The sequence below is a fragment of the Variovorax sp. ZS18.2.2 genome (genome assembly GCF_024701975.1).
Lineage (GTDB): Bacteria > Pseudomonadota > Gammaproteobacteria > Burkholderiales > Burkholderiaceae_C > Variovorax.
Window position 1 is genome coordinate 144,348 of record NZ_JANLNM010000003.1, and the last position, 21,068, is coordinate 165,415.

At 66.0% G+C, this 21,068-nt stretch carries 19 protein-coding genes and 1 pseudogene; 10 read left to right on the forward strand and 10 right to left on the reverse strand.

The annotated features are described in order from the left end of the window. The first annotated feature begins 15 nt into the window (after positions 1 to 15). Positions 16 to 1,242, forward strand: a complete 1,227-nt coding sequence (locus NU688_RS14430; RefSeq protein WP_257861360.1) for a M20/M25/M40 family metallo-hydrolase — start codon at positions 16 to 18, stop codon at positions 1,240 to 1,242. 16 nt (positions 1,243 to 1,258) lie between these two features. Here NU688_RS14430 and NU688_RS14435 read toward each other — a convergent pair whose 3' ends face one another. After that, positions 1,259 to 1,654 carry a DUF1090 domain-containing protein gene (locus tag NU688_RS14435; RefSeq protein WP_257861362.1) on the reverse strand — a complete coding sequence of 132 codons (396 nt, stop codon included), beginning with the start codon at positions 1,652 to 1,654 and terminating at the stop codon, positions 1,259 to 1,261. A 128-nt stretch (positions 1,655 to 1,782) separates the two neighbouring features. Between NU688_RS14435 and NU688_RS14440 the strand changes: the two are divergent. Together NU688_RS14440 and NU688_RS14445 are read left to right on the forward strand one after the other, a co-directional pair. Next, positions 1,783 to 2,048 (forward strand): annotated as a pseudogene (locus NU688_RS14440) (S-layer protein); the annotation flags it as partial. 188 nt (positions 2,049 to 2,236) lie between these two features. Next, entirely contained in the window at positions 2,237 to 2,560 is a 324-nt protein-coding gene (locus tag NU688_RS14445) for a hypothetical protein (protein ID WP_257861364.1), read from the forward strand. A 65-nt stretch (positions 2,561 to 2,625) separates the two neighbouring features. Here NU688_RS14445 and NU688_RS14450 read toward each other — a convergent pair whose 3' ends face one another. From NU688_RS14450 to NU688_RS14480, 7 genes are all read right to left on the reverse strand, one after another. Further along, entirely contained in the window at positions 2,626 to 3,993 is a 1,368-nt protein-coding gene (locus NU688_RS14450) for a HAMP domain-containing sensor histidine kinase (RefSeq protein WP_257861365.1), read from the reverse strand. After that, positions 3,990 to 4,655, reverse strand: coding sequence for a response regulator transcription factor (locus NU688_RS14455; RefSeq protein ID WP_257861366.1), 666 nt, complete (start codon positions 4,653 to 4,655; stop codon positions 3,990 to 3,992). Before NU688_RS14455 ends, NU688_RS14450 begins: the two co-directional genes overlap by 4 nt. Positions 4,656 to 4,884: 229 nt before the next feature. Further along, positions 4,885 to 5,778, reverse strand: a complete 894-nt coding sequence (locus NU688_RS14460; RefSeq protein WP_257861367.1) for a 2OG-Fe(II) oxygenase — start codon at positions 5,776 to 5,778, stop codon at positions 4,885 to 4,887. Positions 5,779 to 5,799: 21 nt separating this feature from the next. Then, positions 5,800 to 6,480 (reverse strand): hypothetical protein, encoded by a 681-nt coding sequence (locus NU688_RS14465; RefSeq protein WP_257861368.1) that lies wholly within the window; start codon positions 6,478 to 6,480, stop codon positions 5,800 to 5,802. A 49-nt stretch (positions 6,481 to 6,529) separates the two neighbouring features. Further along, a complete protein-coding gene (locus NU688_RS14470) occupies positions 6,530 to 7,192 on the reverse strand; it encodes a hypothetical protein (protein ID WP_257861369.1) in 663 nt (220 codons plus the stop codon). After that, positions 7,189 to 8,631, reverse strand: a complete 1,443-nt coding sequence (locus NU688_RS14475) for a cytochrome c peroxidase (RefSeq protein WP_257861370.1) — start codon at positions 8,629 to 8,631, stop codon at positions 7,189 to 7,191. The genes NU688_RS14470 and NU688_RS14475 overlap by 4 nt, the downstream gene beginning before the upstream one ends. 117 nt (positions 8,632 to 8,748) lie before the next feature. Next, positions 8,749 to 11,196 carry an alkaline phosphatase family protein gene (locus NU688_RS14480; protein ID WP_257861371.1) on the reverse strand — a complete coding sequence of 816 codons (2,448 nt, stop codon included), beginning with the start codon at positions 11,194 to 11,196 and terminating at the stop codon, positions 8,749 to 8,751. Between the two features lie 869 nt (positions 11,197 to 12,065). On the opposite strand from NU688_RS14480, the gene NU688_RS14485 reads away from it, so the two are divergent. The 4 genes from NU688_RS14485 to NU688_RS14500 all read left to right on the forward strand — a co-directional run bounded on the left by NU688_RS14485 (position 12,066) and on the right by NU688_RS14500 (position 16,792). After that, complete coding sequence (locus NU688_RS14485; protein WP_257861372.1) at positions 12,066 to 13,559, forward strand: NCS1 family nucleobase:cation symporter-1; 1,494 nt, start codon at positions 12,066 to 12,068, stop codon at positions 13,557 to 13,559. Positions 13,560 to 13,588: 29 nt separating this feature from the next. After that, complete coding sequence (locus NU688_RS14490; RefSeq protein ID WP_257861373.1) at positions 13,589 to 14,326, forward strand: aspartate/glutamate racemase family protein; 738 nt, start codon at positions 13,589 to 13,591, stop codon at positions 14,324 to 14,326. Positions 14,327 to 14,375: 49 nt separating this feature from the next. Beyond that, positions 14,376 to 15,134 carry a GntR family transcriptional regulator gene (locus tag NU688_RS14495; protein ID WP_257861374.1) on the forward strand — a complete coding sequence of 253 codons (759 nt, stop codon included), beginning with the start codon at positions 14,376 to 14,378 and terminating at the stop codon, positions 15,132 to 15,134. Between the two features lie 161 nt (positions 15,135 to 15,295). Then, positions 15,296 to 16,792, forward strand: a complete 1,497-nt coding sequence (locus NU688_RS14500; protein WP_257861375.1) for a nucleobase:cation symporter-2 family protein — start codon at positions 15,296 to 15,298, stop codon at positions 16,790 to 16,792. A gap of 4 nt (positions 16,793 to 16,796) precedes the next feature. On the opposite strand, the gene NU688_RS14505 is transcribed toward NU688_RS14500, so the two are convergent. Next, a complete protein-coding gene (locus tag NU688_RS14505) occupies positions 16,797 to 17,654 on the reverse strand; it encodes an aldo/keto reductase (protein ID WP_257861376.1) in 858 nt (285 codons plus the stop codon). A 142-nt stretch (positions 17,655 to 17,796) separates the two neighbouring features. Between NU688_RS14505 and NU688_RS14510 the strand changes: the two genes are divergently transcribed. Together NU688_RS14510 and NU688_RS14515 are read left to right on the forward strand one after the other, a co-directional pair. Then, positions 17,797 to 18,201, forward strand: a complete 405-nt coding sequence (locus NU688_RS14510; protein WP_257861377.1) for a hypothetical protein — start codon at positions 17,797 to 17,799, stop codon at positions 18,199 to 18,201. A 71-nt stretch (positions 18,202 to 18,272) separates the two neighbouring features. Beyond that, positions 18,273 to 18,875 carry a hypothetical protein gene (locus NU688_RS14515; protein ID WP_257861378.1) on the forward strand — a complete coding sequence of 201 codons (603 nt, stop codon included), beginning with the start codon at positions 18,273 to 18,275 and terminating at the stop codon, positions 18,873 to 18,875. A gap of 30 nt (positions 18,876 to 18,905) precedes the next feature. Here the strand turns inward: NU688_RS14515 and NU688_RS14520 are convergent, their stop codons facing one another. After that, positions 18,906 to 19,508 carry a triacylglycerol lipase gene (locus tag NU688_RS14520; RefSeq protein ID WP_257861379.1) on the reverse strand — a complete coding sequence of 201 codons (603 nt, stop codon included), beginning with the start codon at positions 19,506 to 19,508 and terminating at the stop codon, positions 18,906 to 18,908. A 253-nt stretch (positions 19,509 to 19,761) separates the two neighbouring features. Here NU688_RS14520 and NU688_RS14525 point away from each other — a divergent pair, with 253 nt between their 5' ends. Next, a complete protein-coding gene (locus tag NU688_RS14525; protein WP_374684656.1) occupies positions 19,762 to 21,066 on the forward strand; it encodes a sugar ABC transporter substrate-binding protein in 1,305 nt (434 codons plus the stop codon). The last annotated feature ends 2 nt before the right edge of the window (positions 21,067 to 21,068 follow it).

Genomic DNA, 21,068 nt, shown 5'->3' on the forward strand with positions numbered 1-21,068 from the left:
CTCAGAAGAACACCCATGACCGACTACGCCAAGCTCGACGCCTGGATCGACGCCCACTTCGACGAGGAAGTGAAGTTCCTGCAGGAACTCGTGCGCGTGCCCACCGACACCCCGCCCGGCAACAACGCGCCGCACGCCGAGCGCACCGCCGAGCTGCTGAAGGACTTCGGCCTCGACGCCGAGAAGCACGCCGTGCCCGCGCAAGAGGTGAAGGACTACGGGCTCGAATCGATCACCAACCTGATCGTGCGCCGCACCTACGGCAACGGCGGCCTGACGGTCGCGCTCAATGCCCACGGCGACGTGGTGCCCCCGGGCGAAGGCTGGACGCACAATCCCTACGGCGGCGAGATCGCCGACGGCAGCCTCTACGGCCGCGCCGCCGCGGTGAGCAAGAGCGACTTTGCGAGCTTCACCTTCGCGCTGCGTGCGCTCGAAGCGGTCGCCAAGCCGGCCAAGGGCAGCGTCGAACTGCACTTCACCTACGACGAGGAATTCGGCGGCATCCTCGGCCCGGGCTGGCTGCTCGAGAAGGGCCTGACCAAGCCCGACCTGATGATCGCGGCCGGCTTCAGCTACGAAGTCGTCACGGCCCACAACGGCTGCCTCCAGATGGAGGTGACGGTGCACGGCAAGATGGCGCACGCCGCCATTCCGACCACCGGCGTCGATGCGCTGCAAGGCGCGGTGAAGATCCTGAACGCGCTCTACGCGCAGAACACGCTCTACCAGCAGGTGACATCGAAGGTCGAAGGCATCACGCACCCCTACCTCAACGTCGGCCGCATCGAAGGCGGCACCAACACCAACGTCGTGCCCGGCAAGGTCGTGTTCAAGCTCGACCGCCGCATGATCCCCGAGGAGAACCCGGTCGAGGTCGAGGCGACGATCCGCAAGGTGATCGCCGATGCGGCCGCAGAGAGCGCCGGCATCACGGTGGACATCAAGCGCCTGCTGCTGGCCAATTCGATGAAGCCGCTCGCGGGCAACAAGCCGCTGGTCGATGCGATCCAGAAGCACGGCGGCGAGCTGTTCGGCGAGCCGATCAGGGCCATGGGAACGCCGCTCTACACCGACGTGCGCCTGTACGGCGAGGCCGGCATTCCCGGCGTGATCTACGGCGCCGGTCCGCGCACCGTGCTCGAATCGCACGCCAAGCGCAGCGACGAGCGCGTGGTGCTCGAAGACCTGCGCCGCGCCACCAAGGTGGTGGCACGCACGCTGAGCGACCTGCTGGCCTGATCCTCCGCGCCGACGGTCAGTGGGTGGCCTTCAGCCGCTCGAGCTCGGTTTCTTCCTCGCGCAGCTTGCTCTCGCGCTGCGCGATCTTGTCGGCGCGGCCCTTGTGCTTCGCCTCCGCCAGCTCGCGCTGCCGCTCGGCCACCTTGCGCTCCTGCGCCTGGACGCGCTTGCGGTGCTCGGCCTGCAGCCGCTCCTGGCTGCAGTTGCGCTGGTTGGCGCTCAGCGCACGCTCCAACCCACGCACCCGCTGCGCCTGGCCCTTGGCCTTGGCCGCGTCGATGTCGCGCTCGATGGCCTCGCGCTTGGCGTTGCAGCTTTCGCTGGTGATCGGCTGCGCGGCCGCGTTCATGGAGATCGTGGAGAGGGTCGCGACGATGGCCGCGGCAAGAACCGATGGAAGAAGATGTCGCACGTGTCGTCCTTGTGCCCGGCGGGTGACGTGTGCCGGTGGTTCACTGTAGCGAGCGTTCCCGCCGCCCGGACTGCGGCCTTTCCCGCTCAAGCCTTTCACTTCACTTTCATCGCCGCGTCACGACAGGATTCCAGCTTGGCAGCGGCGTCTTCGCCAACGTGAAGCCGGTGGTCGATCACGTCGACCTGATCGCTGGCGACGTGACCGGCCGCGAAACCCCGGGCACGCCCGGCTACGCGCGCGACACGAATCCGTCGACCCGCGTCGTCAAGCGCTTCATGCGCAGACGACCGGTGCGGACAACGTGGCGCGCTTCAACGCCATCAATGCACGCAACTACAGCGACCTGTGGTTCTACTCGAACCCGGTGTTCGTGAAGGTCGCGGCGCAGTAGGCCGTGCGCCTCGCTCGCTGCATAGACATTCTTTCGACGCACCCAAAAGAAGAATGCATGCATGCGGCGGCGCGCCTGCGCCTAATCAAATCCTAAAACCCCTAAAGAGTTATTAAAGGCTGCGGATCAGCATCCGGTTCTGCCAGCGAAAGACATGTCGTCCTAGCTCGCACCGAACTGGAGCTTCCGTGCCGAACCGTCTCAAATCCCCCTTCCTCGCGCTCATTGCGGTGCTGCTTGTCTCGGCATGCACCAGCATTCCGATGAGCGCCACCCCCGAGTCGCGCTTCTCGCAGATGACCTGCCGCGAACTCGACGCCGAAACCGCCATGGCCGGCGAGAGCAGGCGCGTCGCGACGCAGGCGCGCAGCGATTCCTGGCACGTGGTGCTGCCGATCCTCGTGGCCGCGAGGTACGTCAATGCGAACTCCGCGCTGTCGCAAGCCGAGGAACGCGAACTCAAGCTCGCCGAGGTGCAGACACGCCAGGGCTGCAGCAAGACGCCGGGGTGAGCAGCGCCCGCAGCCTGCAGCGCCGGCAAAACCTCCTGTACGGCGGCAATGGCGGCAGGCCGGGGCTAGGCGGCCCGGTCCGATGCCGGGAACAGGATCCGCACACTGAAGCCACGGCCGTCGAGCCCCTCGCCGGTGCGGACGGTGGCGCGGTGCAGATTCGCAATGCCAGCCACCAGCGAGAGCCCGATCCCGCTGCCGCGCGAGCCCGTGCCGGCCACCCGGTGAAAGCGCTCGAAGATGGCCTCGCGCTCGGCCTCGGGCACGCCCGGCCCGTCGTCCGCCACCTCCAGGAACACCTGCGTCACGCCGCCTTCCAGCACGACGCCGCAAGCGATGCGGATGCGCGCTCCTGCCGGCGTGTGGCGCAGGCTGTTGTCCACGAGGTTGCGCAGCAGGATGCCGATCTCGTCGATGTCGCATGCGATCCAGCCGGACTCGATCGCCAGGAAGATCGAGCGGCCCTGCTGTTTGGCGTGCACCTCGAATTCGCGCGCCACGTACAGCACCAGCTCGCTCAGGTCGACGGGCACGTGGCGGCTCACGATCGCGCCGGCGTTGAGCCGGGCGAGGTCGAGCATCTGCTCCGACAGCCGAACGCTGCGCTCCACCACGAGCAGCAGCTTGGCCAGTGCCACGTTCTTCTCGGCCACCGTGGTCGCCTGCATCGCAACCTGCGCCTGCGCCTGCAGGGCCGACAGGGGCGTGCGCAGTTCGTGCGCCGCATCGCCGATGAAACGCCGCTCTCCCTCGACCGCCTTGTCTAGCTGGTCGAGCAGATGGTTGAACGATGCGACCAGCGGCCGCAGTTCCGAGGGCAGGTCCGCCATCGGCACGGGCGTGAGGTCGAAGGTCTGGCGCTCGCGCAAGGTGGCCTGCATCGCGGTCACGGGCTTGAGCGAATGCCGCACGGCAACCCACATCAGCCCGCCCACGAGCGCCAGCAACACGGTGTTGATGGCCAGCGCGATGAACGCCTTGGCCCGCAGATCGCTATCGACCACGCGCTGCAGGTTGCCCACCTGGACATAGATGCGTCCCATGCTGTCCGAGACGGAATAGACGCGCCAGCGCTCGCCGTCGATGACGGTGGTGGCAATGCCTTCGGCAAAGTCCGGCCTGAGGGGCGTGGCCGGTGCACCCGGTGTGCGAACCGAGAGTCGGGTGCGGTCGACCCAGACCTGAAACGCCAGTTGGTCGTTCTTCGGCAAGGCATCCGGGCGCAGTTGCAGGCTTTCGCGCCGTGCGTCCGGAAGGTTGGTCTTGGCGGGGATGGCCAGCAGCACGCGGGTGGCCATCGATTCGAGCTTGTTGTCCCAGATGCTGGCCTGGTTCTGCCGCACGTAGACGAACAGCACCGCGAGCGCAACCGCCCAGCACAGCAAGATCGTCGCGCCGAGCACGACGAGCATTCGCCCCTGGAGCGACTTCATGGCTGCGCCTGCCCGATCACGTAGCCATGACCGTGAACCGTGCGGATGAGGTCGTCGCCGAGCTTGCGGCGCAGCTGGTGAATGAAGACCGCGATGGTGTTGCTCTCGATGGTGCTGGCCGTGCCGTAGACCACATCCTGCAGATGGTCGCGCGTGACGACATGGCCGGGGCGCTCGAGCAGCGCCAGCAGCGTGCGGTATTCGTGCGCGCTCAACGGAACCTCGACGCCGCCCCGCGTGACCACGCGCCGGCTGCGGTCGAGCTGGATGTCGCCATGCCTGAAGACGGGAATCACGCGCCCCTGGCTGCGGCGGATGACGGCCCTCACGCGCGCCCACAGCTCGTCGAACTGGAAGGGCTTGACCAGGTAGTCGTCGGCGCCGGCATCGAGCCCGAGGATGCGCTCGCTCAATTGGCCGCGCGCGGTGAGCATGAGTACAGGCGTCGGGTCGTAGCGGCTGCGCAGAGAACGCAGCACGCTCAGGCCCGACTCGCCGGGCAGTCCGATGTCGAGCAGCACCGCCGCATAGGCATGGTCGACCAGCGCGAGCCGCGCGCCGGCGGCGTCGCCCACGTGATCGATCGTCCAGGCGGTCTGGCGCGCGCCGTCGCAGATCGCCTCGGCGAGCATGCTGTCGTCTTCAACCAGGAGGAGGTGCATCGGGGGCGGTTGCGGTTGGCGGCATGGAATGGCGGTGGTCGATCTTGCCGGGAAGCGATTAATTTCCCGTTAAGAACGCACCGGCCATTCGACCTGGCGATTTTCGGATTCACGCCACCCCGGCGGCAGCGACATGTGCAGGGTACGCGCGGAACCACCCCGCCACAACGCACCGTGGCGTCCCGACGACCGGGTGCATGGAAGCGTTGCTCCATGACCGGGTCGGCTTTCAGCGGTGTTCGACGCCCTCGGCGGCCACGAAGCGGCGCTCACGCATCCATTTCGTCATGACCCATTTGTCGCCCCGCGTCACCGGCGCGCTCGCGTGCAGGGAGCGCGTATCGACCCGGCCGTTGCCATCGCAGTACTCGAAGTAGCAGGCATTGCCGCGAATCGGCGAAACCGCCAGGCCGAGTTGCGGGAAGACGGTCTGGCCGCCTTCGGGCGCGTCGTTCAGGTAGGTCACCAGGGTGCTCACACGCTGGCCGCTTCGCGCGATGGATTCGCGGTTGGCGGCGTTGGTGGGCGCCAGGTAGTCGTAGTGCGGCTCGCTGCCTGCGCCGGTGGGGTAGTACAGCAGTTGCAGCCCCTCGCCGTTTTCCAGCGGGAGGTTCATCAGCGCGGAAAGGCGTCGATCGAGGCGGGCGACCAGGTCGTTCTCGCTCAATCGGAAAAACATGCCCCAGCTCGCGCGCTTGTCGCTCACCACATCGCGGCCGCTCATCGGGTCGACCAGCGTGGAAGGTTTCAGGCGCGGCCTCGCCATCTCGATGAGGGCCTTGCATTCGTCGGCATCCACGACGTTGCCGAGCGCGGCAAAGACCGGGTCTTCGCCGCGCGAGTGCACGACGATCTCGCGGTCGGCCGCGAGGATTCGCGTGCCCGGCGCGAGCCGTGCCACGGGCCTGGATGGCGCCTCGTCCGGCAGTTCGATGGCGTCGGCCGGCATCGCAGCACCCCGCTGGCGCGCATCGATGTAGGCCGCGACGATGGCTTGTGCGGCCCGCTCGTTCATGCCCTGCTTCAGCATCGTGGCCACCAGCGCCTGCGGCATCTGGCCGGCATTGAGGTTGTGCGTGAGCCAGCGGCCCAGGTCGGGCGAGAAGCGGACGACGGTGCTCATGGGCGAGTCAGCCTCTCCGACTCAGACCGGCCCCGTCTGGGCAACCCAGCCCTTGTCGCCGCGCGTGAAGCCCTGGCGCAGCTGCAGCTTCCCGCCCGCGCCGTTGGCGATGCGCGCGATCATCGGGAACACGCGCTGCGCGTCGGCCTCCTGCATCCACGGCGCGGTGTCGATCCGGTAGGTATAGCTCACCACCGCCATCGGATGCTGCGCGCTGGAGGCGTCGACCTTGACGTCGACGATCTGCTCGCGCTTGAGATGCGCCACGCAGAAATCGTTGGCATGTTGTTGTTCGGCGCCGCGGACTGCGGACGCATGCGGCTTGTAGAACTTGCGGCCGGCGTCGGTCAGCTCGAAGCGCTTGATCGCGCCGTCCGGGTTCTCGCTGCTCTTCGGCACGGCGACGATGGTGCTGTGCACCAGGCCCAGTTGCTCCATCACTGGAAACTGGATGGCGTGGCGGGTGCCGGAACCGGCCTCGGCTTCGGTCAGGTCGATCGGCCAGTCGAACATCGCGAGGCAGATGTCGCCGCGCTGGGCCAGGTAGTCGTCCAGCGGCGCCGCGAGGTTCTCGGCAGTGGGTGCGTTGGCATCGTGGCTGGTGCTGCATGCGGCCAGCGCGCAGACCAGGGCGATGCCCGCCAGGGTCTTGATCGTCGATGCCGGGGAGCGACGGCTCGGGCGGGTGAAGCGGAAATTCATGCGGAGTCTTGTTGTTGATTGACGGATAGCGTGGCGGTCGTGGATTCGGTCAGTGCGCATCGAGCTCGTCCGCAACCCAGCCGCGCTGCGTCAGGTGGACGCCCAGGCGCATCTGCATCGTTCCTTCGCGCTGGATGGCACGCGCCAGCAACGGAAAGGCCTGCTGCGCCTCGGGCGTTGCCGCCCAGGGTTCGGGCGCGATGCGATAGGTGAAGAGCAACGAGGTCGCGGTGCGGCCATCGCGCGTTTGCGGCGGGTCCCAGCCGATCAGGCGGTCCAGGCTCAGCGTGGCCGCGCAGAAGTCGGCCGGGTGCGTGATGTTCTCGGTCGTGGTGCGGATCACCACGGGCACCTGCAGGTAGGACTTGCGGCCCGCATCGGTCAGCGCGTATTCGCGGGCCGGCGCGGCCGCGGCCGTGTCCTTGGGGGTGGCGACGACATCCTTGCCGGTCACCAGCCCCAGCTTCTCGAGCACCGGCATCTGCTGCGCATCGGGTTCGCGCGATCCGGCCACCACCGTGATCGGCCAGTCGTACTTGGCCAGGCACACATGCCCGCGCTGCGCGAGGTAGTCGTTCGTCGTCGCGGTGAAGTTCTCCTGGTTCGGAAGGCGCGCCTGTTCGTTGTCGCAACCGGTGAGCGAGAACAGCAGCACCAGCAGGGACACCGCACCGCCGACGCATCGAAGGACTGAGCTTGTATTGGTCTTCACTTCACGCACCTGCCGCTGGTCGATGGCGCGGAGGAAGACTGGTAGCCATCGCTCAGCGTGCCCAGGAAGCAGACCAGGTCTGCGATCTGCTGCGGCGTCATGACCGGGGTGGAACCGGGCGCGCGCGGCTTCGTGCCGCTGGCAAGCGTCTTGTCGCCGCCCTCGCCGGTTCCGAGCGGCACTTCCTCGTCGACGTTGCCTTGCTGCGCTTGCGGCAGGTCGTTGTACTTGTCGACCGTTGCGCCCGGCACGGAGGTGGGCTGCAGCGCCCAGACCGGGTTGGCCTGCGGCTTGCCGGTGCTGTCGCTGTCGTGGTTGTCGTGGTTCTGGGCGGGATACCAGTACTCCGGATTGGTGTCCCGCGTGTTGTAGAAGTTGACGACCTGGTCCAGCGAATGGAGCACGCCGTTGTGGAAGAAGGCCCCGCGCGTCGCCACGTTGCGCAGCACCGGCACCTTGAACATGCCGCAGTACCGGTGGGCCGTGCCCGGCGTGGCGGGCATGTAGTCGGTACGGAAGGGGCCGCAGAGGCCCATGTCGAAGTACGTCGGGTCGTCGTTCGCCGGAATCGGGTCCGGGTTGTTCGGAATCGACCTGTCGTTGCGCGGCGCCCCCAGGGCCTGGTAGGTGAAGTCCGTCATCAGGCCGCTGTTGCCGTTGAAGTTGGCGCCCGTGTAGTGGCAGCCCGAGCAATTGGTAACGCCGGTGCTGTGGAACAGCACCTCGCCGCGCCGTTCGGCCGGCGTCAGCGCGCCGCCGATCTTGTTGAAGACATAGAGGTCGTACTTGCTGCTGTACGGATGAAAGCTCAGGTCTTCCGTCTCCAGCGCCTGGATCGCGGTGCCGAGGGCGTCGAAGGCGACATCGGTGTTGTCGAACACGTCGGCACCGAAGGCCTGCTTGAACAGATCGGCATAGGCGCCGTTCTGCACCGCCTTCACGACCGCTTCCTTCGAGCGGTTGTTCATCTCGACCGGGTTGAGCAGCGGCAGTGCGGCCTGCGCCGCCATCGTCGTCCCGCGGCCGTCCCACATGAAGCCGCCACCCGGCGAGTTGGAGGTCACGCCATCGGGGTTCGGCGCGTCTTCGCTGAAGGCCGGCGTCGATTCCCTGTAGCGCAACGAGGGCACGGCGCGCGCGCCGGTCTGCGTGATGTCGGAGCCCAGTTGCACCGAGATGCTGTTCGGCGGACCGTAGGCGTATTGCGGATCGTGGCAGTTCGCACACGACATGTTCCTGCCACCCGAGAGGTTCTTGTCGAAGAAGGCCAGCTGCCCGACCTGGGCCTGCGTGCTCAGGACCGGCTTGCGCGGGCCGGCGGTGCTGCTGCCCGCCGCCGCCGCGCTGCCATTGCTGTTCCCGTTGCAAGCCGTCAAAGTCAATAGCGCTACCGAGAGCGCCATGACGAGCGGGACCATCTTGTCCGTTACCAGATTCATCAAAAGGAAAATCGCTTCAAGCTTGCGCCGCGGGGGCCCGCAGGCAAGGCGCCTCGCGTCCAGCCTCCGAACCCTCCGCGGCTTTTCTGTCGTCTGTCTGTCCGGTCGGTCTTCGGTTTACTTCGTCGCCCAGACGTTCGTCTGGCTTGCGTCAGGACCCACCTGCGGAGTGATCTTGCCTTCGAGCAGGCCCGTGGCGCTGTCGACCTGACCGTCGATGTCGGCCGCGTACAGCTTCTGCGTGTAGTTGCCCGGGATCACGTAGGCATGGTTGATCGGCCGCACCGAGTCGAAGTGCGTGTCCGCGCTGTTCTGGTATTCCGGCAGCGCCAGGATGTTGGCCGTGATGAACGCTTCCGAGTACTTGGCGCGGTTCAGGTACGTCGCATCGACGGCCGGGTCGGCGATCTGGAACATGTCCTGCAGTGTGCGCACGAACGAGAAGTGGCTATAGGCATCGCTGTCCGCGACCTTCTTCTTCGCCGTGCCCACGTCCTGCTGGTTGGAGATGATGCCGAAGATCGAATTGCCGTGGCCGAAGTTGCCCGCGGCGTAGTTGGTCGGCGGGGTGGTGGCCGTCGCCTTGCCGCTCGCGTCCACGGTCACCGGTGCGGCGCCCGAAGTCTTGCCGCCCGCGTTCCAGCCGCAGCAGGAGCCGTTGCTGCCGCCTTCGCCTTCGTCGTACATCACGACGATCGCCACGCGCTTGTGCGGGTTCTTCCACAGCGCCGAGTTCTGGATCGCCTTGACCGTCATGCCCAGGTAGATGTCGGCACGCTTGATGTTCACGCCCTGGCCGTCGTTGCCGCCCTGGCAGCTCGTGTCGCTGCCCACGCCGTGCATGTCGTCGCACTGGTCCGGAACGATGAAGTTGATGTTGCCCACATCGCCCGTGGCCAGGTCCTTGCTGAACTGGTCGTAGACCCAGCCGCTCGGAACCTTGTAGGCCGCGGTCTTGAGCCAGTCCGCTTCCTGGTACTGCGTGCCGAAGATGGTGCGGTTGGTGGCCGCGAACTCGGGCAGGTTGCGTGCGTCCTGGAAGGCGATCGACGGGCCGTGCTTGACCTTGTAGAGGCCGTTCACCACCGCGAAGTTGGGCGTGCCGACGAGGGCGGGCACGGCGGAGCCGTCGAGGTTGGTGACACCCTTCAGGCGGCTCGTGTCGTACGTGGCGACCACGGATGCGTCCGCAATGCTGTCGGAGCGCGTGTCCTGACCGGGGTTCATCGACTCGCTGTAGGTGCGGATGGTGCGGCCCGTCCTGGACATCAACGTGAACAGGTTGCTGCCGGGAACGTTGTGCACGGTGCCGGTGCTCGGGGCGTCGCCGCAGGTCGTGCTGGCCGCGCTGTAGCCGGCGCGGGAGGCGCTGGTCGCCGGCGGGAGCTTGTCCTGGGCGGGCAGGGGCTGGCCGTCGGAGGCCGTGCCGCCGGCGAACGCGACGTCGGTGAGCGCGTAGGGGCCGTTGGGGATGACACCGCAACCGAACCAGTTGTCGTCGGTGATGCCGAAGTCGTCGCCGCCGCCCAGCGCGGTGTAGTTCGGCTCGGACGGGTTGCCGGTCGAGTAGTACGTGCTCAGCTGGTTGTAGTTGTTCAGGATGTGGTTGATGTTCACAGCCCGCGAGTTGCCGACGATCACGTCGGTCGACTTGTTCTCCTCGATGATCACGAAGATGTTGTCGTAGGCCGGCACGCCTTCCACATTGAAGGCCGCCTGCTGCGCCTGCGCGAAGGTGATGGCCGCCTGCTTCTGCGTCGGCACCGAGGGGGTGGCCTGGGTGCCGTCGGTGTTGGTGAGGGTCACGCCCGCGAGGCCCGCCAGGCGCGGGTCACCGCCCGCGACGGCCAGGTTGTCGGGGAACATGTCCTTGCGGTCGAGCTTGGCCGTCGCGTAGGTGTAGCGGTTGGTCAGCTCGTTGTCCTGGTACAGCGCCGCGTACTGGGTGGCGCCGCTCAGGGTGTTCACGTCCGCCAGCGGATCGCTGAACTTGGCATCGCCGAGGTTGAAGGCCGGGCCATTCAGGCGTGCAACGAGGTTGGCCTTTTCGGCCGCGTAGGTGCTGCTGTTGGCTTCCACCAGGCGTTGCGCTTCGCTCGACAGCGGGCTGATGACGATCTTGCCCGCGCCCTGGTCGGCGATCTGGGCGGTCGAAGCGCGCAGGACCAGGTGGCTGGCCACGGTGGCGCCGGTGGCGGTGTTGGTCGCGGAGGTGCCGATGTCGGCCACCAGCTGTCCGGTTGCGCTGGTCGTCAGCGTGAACTTGCCGCTGGCGTCGGTGACGGCCGACGTCTCGCCGCTGTCGAGCACGCCATTGCCGTTGGCGTCGACGAAGACGGTTGCCTTCTGGTAGTAGCCGGGCTTCAGGGTCGGGTTGCCCGTGGTGCTGCCCGGCACGTAGCCGCTGGCGGCCACCACGCCGCTGTAAGTCGTGCTGCTCGTGTTGTTCGGCGGAATGCTCGGGAAGAAGTTGCTCCCCCCGTCGCTTCCGCCTCCGCAAGCGGCCAGCACGCAGGCCGCAACCGTCGTCAATGACGAGAGCAAAACTCTTTTCTGGAAAATCATCATATATATGGGGCAGTTGGTTATCGATGGTTTTGACCGGCCTGCATGGGGCATGCGGGCATCGTGCGTTTGAGTACGAAACGCCACATCGAGGAGAAATGTAGAAATAGCGAGTGACATCTATGTGTCAAATTGGCGCCTGGCTTTTTGCTAATTCTTTGCTAATTCAATGGATACATTTGCGGCGCGCCAATTCGCAGCCACAGTCAGCCTGACCATGGGCTGACCTGTTAATTAGTAGAGAATTAGGACGCCGATTGAGCTTGACCGGGAGGTGATTTTCAGGGTCATGGCGAAGAAGCTGACGCGTCGAAGATGGCCGCTCTCCTCCAGCCGTACAGAGGGCCGCCGAGGGCCTTGCGTTCGTTTCTTCGGTATTGAGGACCCGCTCGATAAATTCGACTGGGAGATTACCTGCGGAAATTGACACACACAATTAATTCGCGCAATTCAATTACCCCCAACAGCGGGACGTGTCACCCGAGGGCCGGTTGACCTGCGGCACGCCAGCCGAAGGAGACCGGCCCTGCCCCCGCATCAAGTAATTGGCAATTAATCTCGGCCAGGAGCCTTGCGAAAAGGAATTTCTTCGTCTAATTTATCCATTGGCAATTTCGAAGAAATTAAATCCGATTTACGGCATCGCTTTGCTTGCCGCTGCCGACCGGCACCCGCTGCGATGGGTCGCGACGTCCCCCGCAGTCGTGCCGACCACCGGCAGCCGCATCAGGGAATCTACGGATATATGATTCCCCGAATGGTCTTGATTGCGTGCATTTTTTGTATACAAATAACGCACTCGATATGTGGCGCGATATTTGCGTCAAAAACTGGCTTCATCTCCCCAACACCTGAACGAGGAAAAGACCATGAGCACAGTCGTCAGCCACGCCCCCGCCGGGGCCAGCGAAGCGGGCCTTGCGCCGCACGCGGAATCGAACGCCCTCATCAAGCCCGGCTACGACCCGCGCCTGACCAACGAGGACCTTGCGCCCCTCAAGAAACAGACCTGGGGCCAATACAACATCTTCGCGTTCTGGATGTCCGACGTGCACAGCGTGGGCGGCTACATCACGGCCGGCAGCCTGTTCGCGCTCGGCCTCTCGAGCTGGCAGGTGCTGGTGTCGCTGCTCGTGGGCATCGTGATCGTGCAGTTCTTCTGCAACCTCGTGGCCAAGCCCAGCCAGGTGACGGGCGTGCCCTACCCGGTGGTGTGCCGCGCGTCCTTCGGCGTGCTGGGCGCGAACATCCCGGCCATCATCCGCGGGCTGATCGCGGTGGCCTGGTACGGCGTACAGACCTACCTTGCGTCGGCCGCCTTCATGGTGCTGGCGCTGCACATGTTCCCGAACCTCGCGCCGTACGCCGATGTCGCGCAGCACGGCTTCGTCGGCCTCTCCGCCCTCGGCTGGGTCGCCTTCATGGTCATGTGGGTGCTGCAGGCCTTCGTGTTCTGGCACGGCATGGAAGCCATCCGCAAGTTCATCGACTGGGCCGGCCCGGCGGTGTACGTGGTGATGGCCGTGCTGTGCGGCTGGCTGGTGTGGAAGGCGGGCTGGAGCAGGGTCGACCTGAACCTGGGCGGCATCAAGTTCCAGGGCTGGGACGCGCTGCCGGTGATGCTCTCGGCCATTGCGCTGGTGGTGAGCTACTTCAGCGGCCCGATGCTCAACTTCGGCGACTTCTCCCGCTACGGCAAGAGCTTCGACGCGGTGAAGAAGGGCAACTTCTGGGGCCTGCCGGTGAACTTCGTGTTCTTCTCGCTGCTGACGGTGATCACCACGGCCGCGACGCTGCCCGTGTTCGGTGAACTGATCACCGATCCGGTGCATACCGTGGGCAAGATCGACAGCACGACGGCCGTGGTGCTGGGCGCGCTGACCTTCATGATCGCCACCATCGGCATCAACATCGTCGCCAACTTCGTCTCGCCGGCCTTCGACTTCTCGAACGTGGCGCCGCAGCACATCAGCTGGCGCACGGGCGGCATGATCGCAGCGGTGGGCTCGGTGTTCCTGACACCCTGGAACCTGTACAACAGCCCCGAGGTCATTCACTACACGCTCGACGTGCTGGGCTCGTTCATCGGCCCGCTGTTCGGCATCCTGATTGCCGACTACTACATCGTGCGCAAGCAACAGATCGACGTGGACGCGCTCTACACCATGAGCAAGCAGGGCAAGTACTGGTACAGCAACGGCTACAACCCGAAGGCGATCCAGGCGCTGGTGCCGTCGGCCCTCGTGCCGATCCTGTGCGTGATGGTGCCGGCGCTGCGCGGTGGCGCGAACTATGCGTGGTTCATCGGCATGGGGCTGGGCTTCGTGCTCTACGTGCTTTTGAACCGCAACAACAAGACTTGAAATACCGAAGAGAAAGAAAGGGCCGCCCCGTGCGCATCAAGATCATCAACCCCAACACCACCTGGAGCATGACCGAGAAGATCGGCGCCTGCGCCCGCGCGGTGGCGCACGCCGGCACGGAAATCGTCGCGGTCAGCCCGGCCATGGGGCCGGTCTCCATCGAGAGCCACTACGACGAGGCGCTGGCCGTGCCCGGCCTGTTGCAGGAGATTGCAGCGGGCGAACGCGACGGCATCGATGGCTACGTGATCGCCTGCTTCGGCGACCCGGGCCTGAAGGCTGCACGCGAGCTGGCGCGCGGCCCGGTGGTGGGCATCGCCGAAGCGGCGATGCACCTGGCCAGCATGATCGGCAGCCGCTTCAGCGTGGTCACCACGCTGGGCCGCACGATGGGCCAGGCCTGGCACCTGGCCGAGATCTACGGCATGGAGCGCTTTTGCGCCAATGTGCGCGCCTGCGAACTGCCGGTGCTCGAACTGGAAGAACCCGGCTCGCATGCGCGCGAACGCATCGTCGACGAATGCCGGCGCGCGCTCGAAGAAGACGGCTCCGACTGCATCGTGCTCGGCTGCGCCGGCATGACCGACCTGTGCGAACACATCAGCGACCTGCTCGGCGTGCCGGTGATCGACGGCGTCGCCGCTGGCACCAAGCTCATCGAATCGCTCGTCACGCTGAAGCTCAAGACCAGCAAGCGCGGCGAGCTGGCGCGGCCGCTGCCCAAGACCATGACGGGGGCGCTTGAAGGCTTCACGCTGCGCGGGTGATGCCAGGCGGCGCGGGCAAGGCCATCGAACGCTGAGCCACAATCTCCGCATGCCCCGCGCCAGCACCAAAACCCCCGCTCTTCCCGAAACATCCACCGCGCCGACCGAGAACGGCGCGGCTGCCGCCGACAAGGGCAGCTCCATCGAGAGCATCGCCCAGGACATCGCCACCGCCATCGTCGAGAAGCGCCTGCCGCCCGGCACGTGGCTGCGCGAAGAGGCGCTGGGCCGCGTCTATTCGGTGAGCCGCACGAAGGTGCGCGCGGCGCTCCTGATGCTGTCGAAGGACAAGCTCATCGAGATGATTCCCGACAAGGGCGCCTTCGTCTCGCAACCCACGGTGCAGGAGGCGCGCGAGGTGTTCGCGGTGCGCCGCATCCTCGAGAGCGAAGTGGTGCGCCTCTTCATCGCGAATGCGCGGCCGCGCGACTACCAGGTGCTGGAGCAGCACATCAAGTTCGAGCGCACGGCGCTGCGCCAGAGCCCCGCGATGGGCACGGTGCGCGAGAAGGTGCTGGGCGACTTTCACGTGGCGCTGGCCGAGTTCACGGGCAACCACACGCTGGCCGCGCTGGTGCGCGACCTGGTGGCGCGCAGCTCGCTGATCGCGATGCTGTATCACTCGTCGAACGATCCGCACTGCTCGTCGGATGAGCACTCGGATTTCTTACGCATCTGCCGCAAAGGCGATGTGGAAGGCGCGGTGGTCTGCATGACCGAGCACCTCGAACGCATCGAGGCCAGCCTCGAGCTGGGCACCGACAAGCCCGACCGGCAACTGGACCTGGTCAAGGCGCTGCTCGCCTGAAATAGCGGCAAATAGCCACAAACAGCGGTCTGCGGTGCGGGTTTTCCTGCATCCGGATTGCGGCATAAATTGTATACAGTTTCGCGTACACACTTTGTGGACGCCGCGGAACGACGCGCCGTCCGCGCCTTCTCTCCCCTTGCTGCGCCAGGAGATTCACGATGACGGCCGAGACCTCTTCAACTGCTTCCACAGTCCACCCCGTGGACCAGCACCTGCCCTCCGGCAAGCTCGCGGCCCTCGGCCTGCAGCACGTGCTGGTGATGTACGCCGGCGCCGTCGCGGTGCCGCTCATCGTCGGGCGCGCGCTCAAGCTCTCGCCCGATGAAGTTGCACTGCTGATCTCGGCCGACCTCTTTTGCTGCGGCATCGCCACGCTGATCCAGGCGCTGGGCGCCACGCAGTGGTTCGGCATCAAGCTGCCGGTGATGATGGGCGTGACCTTCGCATCGGTCGCGCCGATGGTGGCGATTGCCAACGCCAACCCCGGGCAGAACGGCGCGCAGTTGCTCTTCGGCGCGATCATCGGCGCGGGCGTGGTGTCGATCCTGATCGCGCCGCTCGTGAGCCGCATGCTGCGGTTCTTTCCGCCGGTGGTCACGGGCACGATCATCGCGGTCATCGGCATCAGCCTGATGCGCGTGGGCATCAACTGGATCTTCGGCAACCCCGTGGGGCCGACGGCACCCGCGCTGGTCGACCCGGTGTACGCGAAGTGGCTCGCCGAAGTCACCTCGCCGGGCAGCTCGATTCCCGCAGTGCCCAAGGGCTTCGCGATCATGCCCACCGTGCCCAACCCCAAGTACGCGGACCTCTCGGGCTTCGGCGTGGCCGCGCTGGTGCTCGTGTCGATCCTCTTGATCGTCAAGTACGCCAAGGGATTCGTCGCCAACATCTCGGTGCTGCTGGGCATCGTGATCGGCGCGGTCGTGGCCTCGGTGACCGGGCTCATGACGTACGAGAAGGTCGGCAAGGCCGCGTGGGTCGACATCGTGCTGCCCTTTCACTTCGGCATGCCGCAGTTCGACCCGATCCTGATCTTGACGATGACGCTGATCATGATCGTGGTGATGATCGAATCGACCGGCATGTTCCTCGCGCTCGGCGAGATGACCGACCGCAAGATCACGCAGAAGGACCTGGCCAAGGGCTTGCGCACCGACGGCCTGGGCACGCTGATCGGCGGCATCTTCAACACCTTTCCGTACACCAGCTTCTCGCAGAACGTGGGCCTCGTGGCCGTCACAGGCATCAAGAGCCGCTATGTGTGCGTGGCGGGCGGCGTGATCCTCATCGTGCTGGGCCTGCTGCCGAAGATGGCGGCGCTGGTCGAGTCGCTGCCCACCGTCGTGCTCGGCGGCGCGGGCCTCGTGATGTTCGGCATGGTGGCCGCCACCGGCATCCGCATTCTCTCGGGCGTGGACTTCAAGACGAACCGCCACAACGCGATGATCGTCGCGGTCTCGATCGGCGTCGGGATGATTCCGCTGATCGCGCCGAACTTCAAGCAGTGGATGCCGCATGCGATCCACTCGCTGATCGAGTCGGGGATTCTGCTGGCGTCGATTGCGGCGGTGCTGTTGAACTTGTTCCTCAACGGCGCGAAGCACGACGAGCAGGCGGTGATCGCTGCGGCCAAGCAGGCCGAGGCGCACTAGGAAATCAGATCATCGCCAGCGGCGTCTTGCGCCGCGGCGGTGGGTGCAGGTGGTCCAGCTCGGCGAGGGTCGCGGCATCGAGCTTCAGTTCGACGGCTGCGAGATTTTCCTGAAGATGCGCGCTGCGCACCGCCTTCGGAATCGCGACGACACCGGGCCGCGCGATCACCGCGGCCAGTGCGAGCTGCGCGGCGGTCACGCCAAGGCGCTGCGCCAGTTCTCCGAGCGCATCGTCGCCAGCCAGTGCGCCCTGGTCGATCGGGCTATAGGCCATCAGCGGCATGCCGCGCTCACGCAGCCAGGGCAGCAGGCTGAACTCGGGGCCGCGTTCGCCGAGCGACAGGTACACCTGGTTCGCCGCACAAGCCGGACCGCTGCCGACAACACCAGCCAGCTCGTCCATGTCATCGGTGTCGAAGTTGCTCACGCCCCAGTGATCGATGCGCCCACCCGCCACGAGCGCATGCATCGCCTCGACCGTCTCGCTCAACGGATGACTGCCGCGCCAGTGCAGCAGGTAGAGGTCGATGGCATCGAGCCCCAATCGCTTCAGGCTGCGCTCGCAGGCCTCGCGCGTGCCGCGGCGGCTCGCGTTGTGCGGATAGACCTTGCTCACGATGAAGAGCTCGTCACGCCGCACGTCGCCCGCACGCAGCGCCTCGCCGACGGCCTGCCCGAGCACGGTCTCGGCGCCGCCTTCGCCGTACATCTCGGCGGTATCGATGAGCCGGTAGCCCAGCACGATGGCTTCGCGCACCGCGGCGACCTCTGCCGCGCGGCGAGAGGCCACCTCGCCCATGCGCCAGGTGCCGAGGCCGAGGACCGGCATCTCGCCGCCGGTGGGGAGTGGAAGTGTTCGCATGCGGGTAATGGTACGAGAGTGATGCGAGAGAGCGGCATGCATGCCCGCGGCCCAGAAGGGGTGACTTTCGACACTGGCGAACCCGCCATCGGCCTCCTAGAGTCCCCGCGAAACCTTCACTCCACGCCGAATGAATCACGCCGTGCCGGAACCTCTAGTCACCGCCTTCGACGTGGTCGAACTCTTCGTGGGCGACGACGACGGCATGCTGTGGCTCACGCTCGGCTTTGCCTCGCTGGGCGAGCCGCTGGACGTGCTGCACATCGTCTGCGGAAAGATCCCCACCGGCATCCTCGAAGAAGACGCGCTGTACCTGGAGCGCACGAGCCAGGACCTGGCCTGCAGTGGGGAAGTCCTGGCGCTCGCGGTGCGGGGCGAAGGCCTCGCGCTCACCCTCACGCCCGAAGGCGCCGGCGCGCTCGAGCTGCCGGAACACGTGCGCTTCACCTTCAAGGCGCAGCCGGCGCTCTTCGCGCAGGCGGTCGAAAAGCTCGCGCAGATGGCGGCACTCGGACACGCCTGCATCGCGACGAACCGCTGCCCGTGAGCAGCAGGCAGCCGCTGCATCCTTCAGCTATAAGCCGTTCTGGCCTCGCGCACGAAAGGACGGAAACCGCCATGCCCAGCTTCGACCAGATCCGCCCGCTGCTGGCCCCATGGGGCGCCCTGAAACCCCAGCCGGCCAGTGACTGGAACGGCCCTTTCGCCCTGCCCGAAGCCATCGCCGAGTTCTATCGCGAGGTCGGGCCGTGGGGCGATCTTCATGACGCATCCGACAGCCCCGACGGGCTGAGCATCAACACGGGCGGCAACCCGGTGAGCGTGCCGCCGCTGCACAAGCTCTGGGCGCGGCAGGATGGCTACGCGTGGTCGCGCAATCCCGCGAACCGGCTCGACGGCTGGCCGGAACACTGGCTCGTGATCGCGCAGGAGGGCGGGCTTCCCTTCGTCTTCGATCGCAACGACGGTAGCGTGCTGTTCCACTTCACCGGCATGCGCCACTGGAACGCGCCGCGCCGCTTCGCACCCGACCTGGCGACGGCACTGGGCGCGATCGCCACGGTGGCCAATGCGCTGGCCAAACTCGGGGACGATGCGCTGGACGAGACCTTCGAGCTCAAGGCCAGCAGCAAGGTCTACGTCGCCGAGCAACTGGCCGCGTTCACCGGCAGCGCGGAGCAAGCGCGCGAGATGCTGGCGGCGTGGGAGTGGTACGAGTAGCGGGCTGACCAACGCTGCGCGAAGCGCACGTCACTGCTTCACGGCCGCCCCGATATCGGCCGCCACCTGGCGCGAATTCATGATGAGGGTGTGGATGGTCGGCAGCAGTTGCACCGGCGTCGCTCCCAGCCGGACCTCCTTCACTGAAACGACGCCGTCGTTCAACTCGTCGCCGAACGGCATCCACCTGCCGCGCGGGCCCTTGGTGCCGGCGTACACGCGCAAGGGAATGTCGGGCACCGGCAAGGCGTCCATGAAGTCCCGGCTGGCCAGCAACTGGCCCATCTCGCCGGTCAGCACGCGGAACAGCCACCGCCTCGACAGCTTGATCGCCAGACTGGATGCCGTGCTCGGTGGCGCCAGGAAGACGCCGAGTTCCGGCGCATGCGCGAGGGTCGGCAGAACGGCCCGGGTCAATACGCATCCCAGCGAGTGTCCGACCACGATGAAGCGCTCGCCATGCGTGCGTGCGGCGATGAATCCGCGAAGCCGCCCGACGCACGCATCCCAGCCTTCGAACGCGGCGGAGTAGCCGAACAGATGGGTCGTGAATCCCTTGGCACGCAGGCGCCTGGCGAGCAGCAGCATCGAGACGGGCGTTCGGCCGAGGCCGTGGATGAGGATGGCGTGCATGTCGGGCGGGATGACGTGGAAGTCCGATGCACCAAGCGTACTGGGCGGTCGGCCCGCCGGGCCTGACGGATCGCAAAAGCATCGGTCTCCGATACCGCCGGGCCACTGGCTCGCCCAGTCGGCTAGGGAAAATCGCTAGGCCCAAAAGCACCAAAGTACCGATGAAGGCAGGCCGGCGCGTTACCGGAATCGCCCGATCTTCGCGATCCTTGGGGGTCGGATTCGCCGATTCCCCCCTTCGATTGGAGACATGATGAATTACACAAAGCTGCTCGTGGGCTTGGCCGGGTCGGCGTTCGCCTTTTCCGTCTCGGCAACGGAGCTGGTCATTGCGACCGTGAACAACGGCCACATGATCGAGATGCAGAAGCTCACGCCCTTCTTCGAGAAAGCCAACCCCGACATCAAGCTCAAGTGGGTGACGCTGGAAGAAGGCACGCTGCGCCAGCGCGTGACCACCGACATCGCCACCAAGGGCGGCCAGTTCGACGTGATGACCATCGGCCTGTACGAAGCACCCATCTGGTCGAAGAAGGGCTGGCTGCAGCCCATCGCCACCGACGCCGCCTATGACGCTGACGACCTGCTGCCCGCGATTCGCGCCGGCCTCTCGTACGAAGGCAAGCTCTACGCGGCGCCCTTCTACGGCGAGAGCTCGATGCTCATGTACCGCAAGGACCTGGCCGACAAGGTCGGTTTCAAGATGCCCGAGCAGCCCACCTGGGCACAGGTGAAGGAACTGGCCGGCAAGATCCACGACCCGAAGGCCGGTGTGTACGGCATGTGCCTGCGCGGCAAGCCGGGCTGGGGCGACAACATGGGCCCGATCACCACCCTCGTGAACACGTATGGTGGCCAGTGGTTCGACATGCAGTGGAAGCCGCAGATCGACACCAAGCCCTGGAAGGATGCGATCACCTTCTATGTCGACCTGATGAAGGCCTACGGCCCGCCGGGTGCCTCGGCCAACAGCTTCAACGAGAACCTGGCGCTGTTCAACGAAGGCAAGTGCGGCATGTGGGTGGACGCGACCATCGCGGCATCTTTCATCAGCGATCCGAAGCAGTCGAAGGTGGCCGACAAGGTCGCGTTCGCACAGGCTCCTGTGGCCGTGACGCCCAAGGGCGCCAACTGGCTGTGGACCTGGAACCTGGCGATTCCCTCCAGCTCGACCAAGGGTGCCGCCGCGCAGACCTTCGTGAAGTGGGCGACGTCCAAGGAGTACATCAACCTCGTGGCCAAGGAAAACGGCTGGGCCTCGGTGCCTACCGGCACGCGCAAGTCGACCTATGCGAACCCCGAGTTCCAGAAGGTGGCCAAGTTCGCCGCGGCCGAGAAGAAGGCCATCGACAGTGCCAACCTGAGCGACAGCACGTTGCCCAAGTCGCCTTATGTCGGCGTGCAGTACGCAGCGATTCCCGAGTTCCAGGCCATCGGCACCGGCGTGGGCCAGCAGATGAGCGCGGCGCTGTCGGGCAAGGTCACGGTCGACCAGGCACTGAAGACCTCGCAGAGCATCGCCGAGCGCGAGATGAAGAAGGCTGGCTACTACAAGTAGCC

Excerpts from the sequence above, each read along its gene's own strand:
- NU688_RS14460 (WP_257861367.1), bottom strand. The coding sequence starts at position 5,778 with ATGAGCACCGTCGTCCGCTTCTCGCCCGACCTGGGCCGCTGGCTCACG.
- NU688_RS14450 (WP_257861365.1), bottom strand. The coding sequence starts at position 3,993 with ATGAAGTCGCTCCAGGGGCGAATGCTCGTCGTGCTCGGCGCGACGATC.
- NU688_RS14475 (WP_257861370.1), bottom strand. The coding sequence starts at position 8,631 with ATGAATCTGGTAACGGACAAGATGGTCCCGCTCGTCATGGCGCTCTCG.
- NU688_RS14515 (WP_257861378.1), top strand. The coding sequence starts at position 18,273 with ATGCCCAGCTTCGACCAGATCCGCCCGCTGCTGGCCCCATGGGGCGCC.
- NU688_RS14505 (WP_257861376.1), bottom strand. The coding sequence starts at position 17,654 with ATGCGAACACTTCCACTCCCCACCGGCGGCGAGATGCCGGTCCTCGGC.
- NU688_RS14485 (WP_257861372.1), top strand. The coding sequence starts at position 12,066 with ATGAGCACAGTCGTCAGCCACGCCCCCGCCGGGGCCAGCGAAGCGGGC.
- NU688_RS14430 (WP_257861360.1), top strand. The coding sequence starts at position 16 with ATGACCGACTACGCCAAGCTCGACGCCTGGATCGACGCCCACTTCGAC.
- NU688_RS14495 (WP_257861374.1), top strand. The coding sequence starts at position 14,376 with ATGCCCCGCGCCAGCACCAAAACCCCCGCTCTTCCCGAAACATCCACC.
- NU688_RS14465 (WP_257861368.1), bottom strand. The coding sequence starts at position 6,480 with ATGAATTTCCGCTTCACCCGCCCGAGCCGTCGCTCCCCGGCATCGACG.
- NU688_RS14480 (WP_257861371.1), bottom strand. The coding sequence starts at position 11,196 with ATGATTTTCCAGAAAAGAGTTTTGCTCTCGTCATTGACGACGGTTGCG.
- NU688_RS14500 (WP_257861375.1), top strand. The coding sequence starts at position 15,296 with ATGACGGCCGAGACCTCTTCAACTGCTTCCACAGTCCACCCCGTGGAC.
- NU688_RS14525 (WP_374684656.1), top strand. The coding sequence starts at position 19,762 with ATGAATTACACAAAGCTGCTCGTGGGCTTGGCCGGGTCGGCGTTCGCC.
- NU688_RS14520 (WP_257861379.1), bottom strand. The coding sequence starts at position 19,508 with ATGCACGCCATCCTCATCCACGGCCTCGGCCGAACGCCCGTCTCGATG.
- NU688_RS14455 (WP_257861366.1), bottom strand. The coding sequence starts at position 4,655 with ATGCACCTCCTCCTGGTTGAAGACGACAGCATGCTCGCCGAGGCGATC.